Genomic DNA, 13,492 nt, shown 5'->3' with positions numbered 1-13,492 from the left:
TATTAAATTTTAGTTGATAAAATGGTGATTCCTTTTGAGTTTAATACCATGTCATCTTTCCAAACAAAAGTTTCGTTAGTTACAATATTTTTTAAAGTTTTACCTTTTAAACCAATTTCATCATAACGTTTCAAATTGATTGTTATCGGACTATCGTTTTTATTTATTATTACAGCAACTGTTTCTCCATCAATAATTCTAAACAATAAATAAGTCCCTATAAACGGTGCAAAATGAATGGTTTTTCCATCATGGATGGCTTTGCTGGTTTTACGATAGTTCAACACTTTTTTCATAAACGACTGCATGTCCTTTTGGGCATCGTTTAAGCCTTCGCCAGTAAATGCATTTACGGCATCTCCTTGCCATCCTCCAGGAAAATCGGTACGTATTAAGCCGTGATCACCTGGTTTTGCAGTATCATTCATTAAAATTTCGGTACCGTAATATATTTGTGGAATTCTAGGTAATGTTAAGATGTAACTCAGTGCCATTTTGGTATTGGTTACATCTTCTTTCAATTGGGTAAAAATGCGACTCATATCATGGTTATCTGGAAAAATCATAATGTCTTTAGGAGTTGCATAATAAAAATCGTTTGCCAACCCTTCATACATTTTAATTAAGCCGGTATCCCAACTTTCTCTTTCATTCAACCCATTCACTATTTGGTGTTGCATGGCGAAATCCATAGGTGATTTTAAATTGGACTGATACCCATCCTTGTTGTCAGCGCCCTTTTGCCAATAACCAATGAGTAGTGGGTTTGTGCTCCATTCTTCACCGACAATACTGAATTTTGGATATTCATTCATAATAGCTCCTGCCCATTGGCTCATAAAATCTTTATCTGGATATGGATAGGTATCTTGACGAATACCACCTAAACCAGCCGTTTCTATCCACCAAATACTATTTTGAATAATGTATGTGGCCATAAATGGATTGCGTTGGTTTAAATCGGGCATTCCAGAAACAAACCAACCATTAACCATTTCTTTATGGTCATTTTTTGAAGCGTATCTATCTTGGTTTGTGGTTCGCCTGTGATTGGATGTAATGGTTACTTTATCATTCCAATTAGCTTTATTATCTTCATAGTTTTTTTGATAATTTACCCAGTCTTTAAAAGGTAAATCTTTCATCCACCAATGTTCTATACCACAATGATTTGCCACTTGATCCATAATTAATTTAATCCCCTTTTTTTCTGCAGCATGAGATAATTCTATATAGTCAGTCAGTGTTCCAAAACGTGGGTCTATTTCATAAAAATCAGTCATGGCATAACCATGATATGAGCTTTGAGGCATATCATTAATTAGTAATGGGCATGGCCATATAGCCGTAAAGCCCAAATCTTCAATATAATCTAAATGATTTGTAATGCCTTTAATGTCACCACCGTGCCTTGCATAATCATTGGTTCTATCGATGTTTTTTTCCAGTAAACTTTGGTTTATATCATTAGATGGGTCTCCATTTGCAAACCTGTCGGGCGTCATTAAATAAACAGCATCCGAACTATTAAATCCAACATAATTTTCTGCGGGTTTTGGTCTTGCTTTAAATTGGTAAGGCTGTTTTATTTCATTGCCATTTTTAAACTTAAATACGATATCAAATGTTCCTGCTTTAGTAGTTTTATCTATTTCTAAATCGATAAATAAATAATTAGGACTATCGGCTTTATGAACTTTTTTAACAGTAACACCTTTATACAATATGCTAGGTATTGCTTCAGAAATATTTGGATGTTTTACCAACAATTGCAATTGGGTATTGTTAAAGCCAACCCACCAATTTAATGGCTCAACCCGTTCTAATTGGGCATGTCCTAACATGTCCATAAATAGAAGCATTAAAACAATAAAAATTAATTGCTTACCGCTTTGTTTCTTTTTTAGATGGTAATTCATAAGTCTATTTTTTTAATTTGACTATTTAACTTCTATAATACTAATAGCATAACCACCACCTGGAACAGACACTTGCGATAGTTTCGATTTACTAGTTACTTTTTTTGTTTTAATGGTATAGGCCTGCGGATTGGTTTTATAGTGCGCATCTTTGGCATCGGCATAAATGGTCGCCATATACTTTTTATCCTTATCTAAAAAATCGAAGGTTATGTTTGATGTTCTGGCTTCATTACCATTCACATTGCCAACAAACCAATTGTTACTCCCTTTTTCTTTACGGGCAACAGTAATATAATCACCTGGTTCTGCTTCTAAATAAACACTCTCATCCCAATCGATTGCCACATCTTTTATAAACTGAAAGGCATCCATAAATTGTTCGTAATGCTCGGGTAAATCGGCCGCCATTTGCAAGGGGCTATACATGGTAACATATAATGCCAACTGATTTGCAAGCGTGCTATTGACATGAGAATCATTATTAGGGTTTAATTTACTAATATCCATTTCAAAAATTCCTGGGGTATAGTCCATAGGACCACCAATTAAACGCGTAAATGGCAAGATGGTAACATGATTAGGTTTAGAACCTCCAAAGGCTTGAAATTCGGTACCTCTAGCAGATTCATTTCCTATTAAATTGGGATAGGTCCTACAGATTCCCGTAGGGCGAATAGCTTCGTGTGCATTGACCATAATTTTATAATCGGCCGCTTTTTCAATAGCATATTGATAATGGTTTATAATCCATTGGCTATAATGGTGTTCGCCTCTTGGTAAGATATTGCCAACGTAACCACTCTTTACGGCATCATAACCGTTGTCATTCATAAACTGATAGGCTTGATCCATGTGGCGTTCATAATTTCGGACCGATCCGGACGTTTCGTGGTGCATGATCATTTTAACGCCTTTAGATTTTGCATAGGCATGAATCGCTTCCACATCAAAATCTGGATACGGCGTTACAAAATCGAATACATAGTCTTTAGATTTTCCAAACCAATCTTCCCAACCTTCATTCCAACCTTCAACTAAAACAGCATCAAAACCATGTTGTGCAGCAAAATCAATATAGTATTTCACCTTGGTATTGTTTGCTGCGTGTGTACTGTTTGGCTTTACTTTAGTATAATCGGTCACTCCAAGTTGTACTGCAGGCAACTCATCTGTATAAGCCCAAGAGCTCTTCCCTGTTATCATTTCCCACCAAACGCCGATATATTTTACTGGTTTAATCCAAGAAGTATCTTCTATGGCACAAGGATCGTTTAAGTTTAATGTCATTTTTGATGACAAAATATCCCGTGCATCGTCACTTACCATTATCGTTCTCCAAGGTGAATTTGAAGGTGCTTGCATATAGCCTTTATCGCCAACGGCATCCGGTGTTAACCAAGATTGAAAAACCATGTTTTCATCATCCAAATTTAGATGCATACAAGAATAATTGATTAATGCCGCTTCATGAATATTTATATATAAACCTTCATCGGTTTTCATCATTAAGGCGGTTTGCACACCTGTTTTGGAAAACTGTTCTTGAGATGCGTTACTTGTTACAGCATTATCAAATGCGCCACGAATTTCAGAGAGTTTAGATTCCGTATAATCGTATTCTTGCGTATCATAATCTCCCGGAATCCAAAATGCGGTATGATCTCCCGCCATGGCAAACTGTGTTTTCTCCTCTTTTATAACAAAATATACTAAGTTTTTTTGAGCAGGAAACTCGTAACGAAATCCTAAACCTTCGTTAAACATTCGAAAACGGATCACCAGGGTTCTATCTGTTTCATTCTGGGTCAAAGTAACCGCTAATTCGTTATAATGGTTCCGAATGGCTTTCACTTCACCCCAAACAGGTTTCCAAGTTTCATCAAAAGTTGCTGTTTCAGTATTTGAAATTGTAAAATCGTTCACCAAAGATTTTTTATCATCTTTTAGTTCCAAACCTAAACGGCTTTGTTTTACAACAGCGTTATCTTTATAAGATAGTTTATAAGTTGGTGCGCCATCACTATCAAGTGAAAACTGCATGCTTAGTGCGCCGTTAGGTGATTTTAATTTTTGTGCATTGAGCTGACTGCATGCCGAAATCAAAACGGCTAGGGTTATCATAAATGATTTCATCTGTTTATATTTGTTTTCAAAGTTTCAAAGTTTCAAAGTTTCAAAGAGGCAAAGCTTCAAAGTTGCAAAGGCTCTTGATTCTTGGCTCTATTTTCTATTTTCTATTCTCTATTCCATAACCCCAAATAGTCATTTCCTTGAGTGAGTAAAGTTTTGGTCATGGATATTTGCTACGCCAGTTCGCCTAAAGGCTCGTGTCATCTGTTTATTTTTTTATTGTTTTTATTTGGTCAGATGGTACACCCTAAAATGAGTATTTCATCTATTAATTTTAAAATTATATATAAAACGATACACTAATTTAATGTTTGTAATTGTTTCTTTTGAAGTATTAGAGATTTATTGTTCACTAAGATCTCCAGTACTTCACCGTTTATTAATTCAAAATTTGTTTGATTTTGATTCACACTTACTTTCAAAATATGGTTTCTAAAATTCACTTTGAACGAATACCCTTCCCATTGTTTTGGTATTTTTGGTGTAAATGACAACATGTTATTTTTAACACGCATACCACCAAAACCTTCTACAATACTCATCCAAGTTCCAGCCATAGACGTTGTGTGCAATCCTTCGTGAACTTCGTGGTTATAATCGTCTAAATCTAAACGCGATGTTCTTAGATAAAAGGTGTAAGCTTGTTCCATTCTATCTAACTTAGCCGCTTGTATACTGTGTACACAAGGTGATAACGAACTTTCATGAACGGTAAATGGCTCGTAAAAATCGAAATGACGTTCTAATTCTTCCATAGAAAAATGTTCTTCAAAAAAATAGAATCCTTGTAAGGTATCGGCTTGTTTTATATAAGGCGAGCGCAAGATTCTATCCCAACTCCATTTCTGGTTGATGGGACGATGCGACTTATCTAAATCGGTCACCGTAATTAATTCTTTATCTAAAAAACCATCTTGCTGTAAATAGACTTGATGTTTTTCAGAATAGGGAAAATACATAGTCTCTGCCACTGTTTTCCAATCTATTAATTCACTTTCAGATAAGCGTACCTTATTCATTATACGGGTATAATCTGAAGGATATTCTGCTTCAATCTTACTAATGTTTTCTAAAGTATAATTAATACACCACTGTGCTAAATAATTGGTATAAAAATTATTATTGACGTTGTTTTCGTATTCATTAGGTCCCGTAACACCTAAAATAACATATTTGTTTTTGTCTGTTGAAAACGTAGCACGCTGTTGCCAAAAACGAGCAATCCCTATTAAAACCTCTAAGCCTTTTTCTGGTATATAACTGTAATCTCCCGTGTAGCGGTGGTAGTTATAAATAGCAAAAGCAATGGCGCCATTTCTGTGTATTTCTTCAAACGTAATTTCCCATTCGTTATGGCATTCTTCTCCGTTCATGGTTACCATAGGGTATAAAGCTGCACCGTTTTTAAAGCCTAACTTTTCTGCATTTTCAATGGCTTTTCCTAAATGATTGTAGCGGTATTCCAATAAGGTTTTTGCCACCTGCTGGTTTTTTGTTGCCATGTAAAACGGGATGCAATAGGCTTCGGTATCCCAATAGGTACTGCCCCCATATTTTTCACCTGTAAAGCCTTTGGGTCCGATATTTAAACGTGAATCTTTACCTAAATAGGTTTGATTTAATTGGAAAATATTAAAACGGATCCCTTGTTGTGCCTTTACATCGCCTTGAATGGTAATATCGGCCATGTCCCAAATATTTTCCCAAGCCTGTTTTTGGGTTTCTAACAGGGCATTAAACCCTAAATCCACAGCAGTTTTTAATACGTTTTTTGCTGCTGAAATCAATGCTTCTTTTTCATGATTTCTATCTACTGTATAGCCCCCAAACTTATGAATGGCAACTGTTTCATTTGCTTTTACTTGCTGTTTGTAACTAAAAGAAATGGATGTTTCGGTGGTTTTAACACTTGGCTGTAAAGCAACTTCTTTTTCGTTTAAAAATAATTGGGATTCCATAAATGTGCATGTATGGAAATCTGTTTTCATGGTTTTGGCCTGAATAAAAGCTTGCTGGTTTTTGTGATTTACGTGTAATGTATCCCAAAACTTATCATCCCAATTTGTGTCCTTATTGGTAATACCACTACTTAAATAAGGCTGAAATATAATTTCTGCATCTTTATTTATAGGTTTTACACAGTATTGAATGGCTCCAAGTTCGTCAAATTCCAAACTTAAAAAGCGCTTTGCCTCCACTTGAATGACCGTATTATTTTGAAGTGTTGCGTTAAAACTTCTGGACAGCCAACCTTCTTTCATGTTGAGTTCCCTCTTAAAGTTTTCTACTTTTTTACACGTATATAAATCGAGTTGCTCTCCATTTACAATAACATCGATCCCAATCCAACTTGGGGCATTAAGTACCTTGGCAAAATATTCTGGATAGCCATTTTTCCACCACCCCACTCTGGTTTTATCTGGGTAATAAACACCTGCGATGTAACTCCCTTGAAAGGTATGACCAGAATACTGCTCTTCAAAATTGGCACGCTGCCCCATGGCACCATTGCCAATACTGAAAAGACTTTCTGAGGACTTAACGCGAGAGGCGTCAAACCCTTCTTCTATGATTGACCAATCTCTTGGTATGATATAATCTTGATTCATTATTTTTTAATTTTTTCTGATTAGTACATGACAAAAATTGAAGAATGTCACATTGAGCACTATCGAAAATGAAAATATATTTTTATTTGAAGATAAAAGCGCAGCTTGCGAAATGCTATTAAAACAATATTTCCAATGTCTTCGACTGCGCTCAGACTGACATCTGAACATATTTGGATTTTTGTCATGTACTATTTTTTTCTGAAAGAAATCTGCTGAAAAAATCTTCAGGTATTTCTGTTAAACTATTAAAATTAAAATCGGCTTCTTTAAGGATTTCCTTATCTCCAATTCCTACGGAAGTCATATTTGCTATATTAGCGGCTTCTATACCCGCAATGGCATCTTCAAAAACAATACAGCTTTTTGGAGGCATGTTTAATTTTTTTGCTCCAATTAAAAACACTTCGGGATCTGGCTTTGCTTTTGAAACTGCATTGCCATCTACAATACCATAAAAACGATGGTATAGCCCAACTTGCTTTAAAATTAATTCGGCATTCTTACTTGCGGAACCTAGTACATAGTTGATACCTAAATCGTCTAAAGTGTTTAGTAGTTTTTCTGCACCAGGAAGAATTTCATCGGCATTCATTTTCATTATATACCCAAGATATTCTTCGTTTTTACTGATTAATATCTCTTGCTTTCGTTGTTCGGGTAATTGAACTTCCCCGATATCTAACAAAATTTCCAACGACCTGACGCGACTCACGCCTTTTAACAACTCGTTATGCGTTTCGGTAAATTCAAAATCCAAATTATCTGCCAGGCTTTTCCAAGCCAAATAATGGTATTTTGCGGTGTCCACAATAACACCATCTAAATCGAATATAACTCCTATTTTACTCATTTATCTTTCTAGCCTTCTCCTAAAGAGAGGGCTTATTTGTTATTTATTATTTTATTGTACAACATCATCAACGTCTTTCACTTTATAGACTAATGATGCTGCTATTAAAAAACTGATGCCACTCATCATCAAAGCAAATATGGCTTGATTTCCGTAAGCGTATTTTACAAGAGGGCCACCAATTAGCGCATTGATTATTTGTGGAAGGACTATGAAAAAATTAAAAATCCCCATATAAACACCCATTTTTTTAGGTGATATAGAACCTGCTAAGATGGCATAGGGCATGGCCAGGATACTTGCCCAAGCAATACCGATCCCTATCATGGAAACAATAAGCCAATTTTTGTCTGGCATCATATAAATGGACAGCAAGCCCAAGCCACCTATAATTAAAGAGATGGAATGGGTACGTTTTCTTCCTATTTTTTTAGCTATATATGGCAAGGCAAAGGCATAGAACGCAGATACTAAATTGTAAACACCAAATAGAATTCCTATCCAATCACCCGCATCCTGATACATGACACTACTACTGTCTGTGTACGGCAACCCATAAATATGTTGTGCGATAGCTGGGGTTGCAAAAACCCACATTCCAAAAAGCCCAAACCAAGAAAAGAACTGCACCCAACTTAGTTGGCGCATGGTTGTTGGCATTTTTTTGAAGTCATCAAAAATATCGAGCAAGCTAGATTTTTCTTCTGGACCATCTCTTACGATGGTCTCAGAATGCACTTGCTCATCTTCAAAACTTGCTAGTTCTTCTGGGGAATATTCTTTAGTCGTTAAAACCGTCACTAAAATAGAAATGACCAATATGACAGCGCCAATAATGAATGATAAGATTAAGTTTGTTGGAACAACACCTGCTGATGTTTCATTTGATATGCCAAACCAATTAGTAAGTGCGTAAGGTAGCCACGAACCAATCACCGCACCAAACCCAATTAAAGCTGTTTGAACACTAAATCCTAAAGTACGTTGGTCTGTTCTTAAATTGTCACCAACTAAAGCGCGAAAAGGCTCCATGGCAATATTAAAAGAGGCATCCATAATCATGAGCATTCCTGCTCCTACCCAAAGTGCGGGCAAAAACGCGATAAACATATCGGCTTGTGGCATTAACACCAAACCTATAGATGCTAAAATAGCTCCAACCAAGAAATAGGGTTTTCTTCTGCCAAAGCGTCCCCATGTTTTATCGCTATAATGACCCACTATGGGTTGAACAATTAAGCCCATAAGGGGTGCAATTATCCAAAACCATGATAGTTCGTGAACATCGGCTCCGAAAATTTGAAGTATTCTACTGGCGTTGGCATTTTGAAGGGCAAAACCCATCTGGATCCCCAGAAATCCGAAACTCATGTTCCAAATTTGCAGGAAACTTAATCTACGCTTTTCCATTAAATAGTATGTTAAATTAATACTATTTGATAAGCGACTTACTTATCAAAACTTATTGTGAGAAGTGAAAATATAAGTTTTGATTCGGTTACAAATATATATAATAAAAATTTATTCCTCCAAATAAATTTTTATTTAGTAGATTCTCTTTCAATAATATCGGTCTCTATAACGACCTTAATAAATTCTTTTTTAGTATCATTATTGGTAAAATATTGTTCGTTTTCGGCGTCTTCTGCCTCTAATCTATCAATCAATAAATTAGCCGATTGTTCACCCATTTTTTGCCCATGTTGGCTCACCGTTGTTAAGCTAGGTGTTGCATGTTTTGAGAGCACGCCATCTGTAAAACCTATAACTTGGATATCGTCTGGGATTTTCAACCCTAATTTTCTAGCAACTTTCATAGCGGAGACCGCATAAAGTTCGTTTACAGCAAACACCCCATCAATACTAGGGTTCGACTTAAAAAATTGGGCTATCTCTGCTTCTAAAACTTCCAAATTATTTTCAACATCCAAACTATCATCAATTTTCAAAATCAGATTTGAATCAGCAACTATTCCACTATATTGTAATGCTTCTAAATACCCTTGGGTCCTTAATCTACCTACACTGATGTAATCCATTGTTGTTATTAAGGCAATATTTTTACAGTCATTTTCAATGAGTTTCTTAACCGCCTTAACTGCTCCATTTAAATCATCAACAATAACTTTGTCGCAATTTACCTCATTAACAACCCTATCAAACATGACAATGGGGATTCCTTGGCTTATGGCGGCGTTAAAATGATGATAATCTTGTTTCAATAACGTTTCCTTGGAAATGGATAGAATAAACCCATCAATACTGCCATTGGCAAGCATTTCCATATTTATAACCTCCTTGGTAAATGATTCATTGGACAATCCCACAATAACATTATAACCTCTACGATTGGCAACCCTTTCTATACCTCGAATTACCGTTGAAAAAAAATGGTGTACAATCTCTGGAATTAAAATACCAATGGTTTTTGTCTTTCTGTTTTTTAAACTGAGCGCTATATTGTTAGGCTTGTAGCTATAAAGTTTAGCAAAGGCCTGTATCTTTTTTGTAGTATCCTCACTAATCTCTTTGCTATTGCTCAATGCTTTTGAAACTGTAGAAATGGAGACGTCTAGTTCTCTCGCAATTTGCTTTAATGTGATCTTTCTTTTCATATGCAATAAATCATTTATTTGTATAGGTCATACGGAATCGCTTATCTTCATTGGTGTTGCAAGCAAACTTCTTGTTTATGGCGATTTCATTAGTTGGAATCTTAATTATTTTATCTGTCATATGCCGAGAGCTAGTAAAAACATCAAGCTAATGCCTCGCATTTTATTGGTATTGAATTCTTACTAAAATAACAATTTTATATGGTTATGTAAAGATACCATCTTAATTATTTTAACAAAAAGAATTACGACTTTATTAGAATAATCCATTTAAATTAAAAAGTTGTCAACACGAAAACGTTTTCGTTAAATATTTCGTAACTTATAATTATTTCTTAACAATTTGTTTACATAGTTTTGATTTGAGAAGTGAAAATATAACTAAACTAAAAATTAAGACTTTAACTAAAAAATGTATGAAGACAATTATTAATGCTATACTGTTTTCTCTGCTTTTTGTGCCCACCATCTTAGAAGCACAAACAAATTTAAAAGGAACAGTAACAGAACAATCAACATCTTTACCTATCCCAGGTGTTAACGTGCTTATTAAAGGCACGTACACAGGAACAGCTACAGATTTTGATGGTGAATATCAAATTGAAGTAAATAACGGTGATGTGCTATTGTTTTCTTTTATAGGTTATAAATCACAAGAAATTATTTACTCAGGGCAAACCGTTTTGAATGTCGTATTAGAAGAAGATACTGCTCAATTATCTGAAGTTGTAGTGATTGGTTATGGCTCCACTACTAAAAAGGATGCTACTGGCTCTGTAGAATCGGTGACATCTGAAGATTTTACGAAAGGTAACATTGTAACCGCAGAAAACTTACTAAATGGTCGGGTATCTGGCGTCACGGTTACTACCAGTGGCGCACCTGGTTCGGGCTCTGAAATTAGAATTAGAGGTGGTTCGTCTATAAACGCGTCCAATAACCCTCTTATTATTATTGACGGCTTGCCTATTACCAATGATGGTGTGAGCGGATCTAGAGGTGTTTTGGCCAGTATAAACCCAAATGACATTGACTCGTTTACTGTTTTAAAAGATGCCTCAGCAACCGCTATTTATGGTTCACGGGCATCAAATGGTGTTATCATTATTGTTACCAAAAAAGGGAAGTCTACTTTTAGTGCGACTTATGATACACAATTCAGTTTTTCAGAGGTGTCTGACCATATAAATGTCTTTACTGGAGATGAATTTAGACAACTAATAAATTCCCAACCCATTAATGGGACAACAATAAATACTGATTTATTGGGAAGTGCCAGTACAAATTGGCAGGACGAAATATTTAGAAATACCATGTCATCGCAGCACAATGTTTCTATGCAAGGAGCTCTATTTAAAGTTTTGCCAGCAAGATTTTCATTTGGAACAACCAATCAAGAAGGTACTTTAGAAACTTCAAAGTTTGATAGACGAAATTTAAGCTTAGCATTAAACCCAACTTTTTTTGATAACCACTTAAAAGTAAACTTAAATGCTAACCTTGCTTTTGAAGATAACCGATTTGCCGATGCTTCGCAAATAAATGCAGCACTAGTGTATGATCCATCACAACCAGTTTACGATCCATCGTCTCCTTTTGGAGGCTATTACCAACATAGAAGTGGAACACTTGTAGCGAACGGAACGACAAACCCCGTTGCCTCTTTACTGCAAAGAACCAATACTGGAGATGCCAATAGATCGTATGGTAATTTAAATTTTGATTATAAATTCCATTTCTTCCCAGAATTAAAAGCAGTAGTGAATATAGGTTATGATGAAACGGAATCTAAAGGATTAGATATATCGGATGCGCTAGTAGCAACGACAGATGCTGATCAACTTTTTAAAGGTTCGTACAAGCAAAATTTCCAAAAGAGAACTAATAAGTTACTTGATGGATACTTAGCATATGATAAAGAGTTTGATGATTTTCGAACTGAATTAACTGCAGGTTATTCATATCAAAAATTTACTAACAGTGGAAAAAATGGTAGAAATTTAACAGACCCTTTAAGTGTTGATGACTTTTACTCTGATCCAAATATTGTTTTAATAGGTTTCTTTGGTAGAGCGAATGTTACTTTACTAGATAAATATTTATTAACTTTTACATACAGACGTGATGGTTCTTCTCGCTTTAGCAAAGAAAATCAATGGGGTGACTTTCCTGCTGGTGCTATCGCTTGGAATATTAGTGATGAAGACTTTCTAAAAAACTCCAACACCATTTCGAACTTAAAATTAAGAGCCAGTTACGGGATTACTGGACAACAAGAGGTATCTGAAAAGGATATATTCTTAAGTAGATATAGAGGCGGAAGATCGGACTCCCAATATCAATTTGGGAATTCTATAATTGAATCTTTAATTCCCTCAGAAATTAATCCAGACTTGAAATGGGAAGAAACAACGACTATTGAATTCGGTATTGATTATGGTTTATTTGATGATAGAATCTCGGGGTCATTAAATGTCTTTAAGAAAAGTTCCAAAGACTTATTATTCGTAGCACCGGTAGCTGATGCTTCTAACTTTTCAAATAGCATCATTCAAAATATTGGAGAATTACAAATTCAAGGTTTAGAGTTTTCTTTAAATGCTGATGTGGTTAAAAAAGAGGATTTTAATGTTAATTTAAACTTTAACGCCACCTTTTTAGACAGAGAAATTAAAGATTTAGCACTTGGACAAGATGTCAGAACTGGTGGAATCTCTGGAGGAACTGGAAATAACATCCAGATACACAGAGAGGGCGAAGCTCCCAATTCCTTTTATGTATTCAAACAATTATATGATCCTTCTGGAAATCCAATTGAAGGTGCTTACGCAGACTTAAACGGTGATAACATTATTAATGACAACGATCGCTACATAAAAGAAAACCCAGGAGCTGATGTTATATTGGGATTCCAATCCAACATTAACTATAAAAATATTGATTTAGCTTTCAACTTGAGAGCCAATATAGGGAACTATGTTTATGACAACGTAAACTCATCTAAAACACAATACGAAAAACTGCTCGATAATGCCGTACTTGGCAATCTTCCAACATCCATATTAGAGACCAATTTCCAAAGAACGTCGGATGTTATCACTTCAGATATATACATTAAGGATGCCTCTTTTTTAAGAATGGACAATATTACTTTGGGCTATACTTTTAATGAGATATCAAATTCCTTAAAAAGTATACGCATATGGGGTGGACTACAAAATGTCTTCACTTTAACAAATTATAGTGGATTAGATCCAGAGGTAACAGATAATGATTCAGAAGCTTCATTATCAATAGGAATTGATAACGTCGTGTATCCCAGACCTAGAACCATTTTAGTTGGAGCTAATTTTAAATTTTAAT

General features: G+C 35.2%; 7 protein-coding genes. 1 reads left to right on the top strand and 6 read right to left on the bottom strand.

The window, feature by feature from the left end:
- Positions 1–2: 2 nt before the first annotated feature.
- From CJ739_RS12155 to CJ739_RS12130, 6 genes are all read right to left on the bottom strand, one after another.
- Positions 3–1,862: a glycoside hydrolase family 13 protein gene (locus CJ739_RS12155; RefSeq protein WP_117178948.1), complete on the bottom strand. Its 1,860-nt coding sequence runs from the start codon at positions 1,860–1,862 to the stop codon at positions 3–5.
- 78 nt (positions 1,863–1,940) lie between these two features.
- A complete protein-coding gene (locus CJ739_RS12150; protein ID WP_117175674.1) occupies positions 1,941–4,055 on the bottom strand; it encodes a glycoside hydrolase family 97 protein in 2,115 nt (704 codons plus the stop codon).
- A 296-nt stretch (positions 4,056–4,351) separates the two neighbouring features.
- Positions 4,352–6,661, bottom strand: a complete 2,310-nt coding sequence (gene mdxK / locus CJ739_RS12145) for a maltose phosphorylase MdxK (RefSeq protein ID WP_117175672.1) — start codon at positions 6,659–6,661, stop codon at positions 4,352–4,354.
- Positions 6,662–6,845: 184 nt separating this feature from the next.
- Positions 6,846–7,514: a beta-phosphoglucomutase gene (gene pgmB / locus CJ739_RS12140; RefSeq protein ID WP_117175669.1), complete on the bottom strand. Its 669-nt coding sequence runs from the start codon at positions 7,512–7,514 to the stop codon at positions 6,846–6,848.
- A gap of 51 nt (positions 7,515–7,565) precedes the next feature.
- Positions 7,566–8,924 (bottom strand): MFS transporter, encoded by a 1,359-nt coding sequence (locus CJ739_RS12135; RefSeq protein ID WP_117175666.1) that lies wholly within the window; start codon positions 8,922–8,924, stop codon positions 7,566–7,568.
- 131 nt (positions 8,925–9,055) lie between these two features.
- Positions 9,056–10,129 carry a LacI family DNA-binding transcriptional regulator gene (locus tag CJ739_RS12130; protein WP_117175663.1) on the bottom strand — a complete coding sequence of 358 codons (1,074 nt, stop codon included), beginning with the start codon at positions 10,127–10,129 and terminating at the stop codon, positions 9,056–9,058.
- Between the two features lie 416 nt (positions 10,130–10,545).
- Here CJ739_RS12130 and CJ739_RS12125 point away from each other — a divergent pair, with 416 nt between their 5' ends.
- On the top strand, positions 10,546–13,491 hold the full coding sequence (locus tag CJ739_RS12125; RefSeq protein WP_117175660.1) for a SusC/RagA family TonB-linked outer membrane protein: 2,946 nt from the start codon (positions 10,546–10,548) through the stop codon (positions 13,489–13,491).
- Position 13,492 lies beyond the last annotated feature (1 nt).

The sequence above is a fragment of the Mariniflexile sp. TRM1-10 genome, from assembly GCF_003425985.1.
In the GTDB taxonomy this organism is placed as follows: Bacteria; Bacteroidota; Bacteroidia; order Flavobacteriales; family Flavobacteriaceae; genus Mariniflexile.
This window is presented reverse-complemented; position numbering and strand designations above follow the sequence as displayed.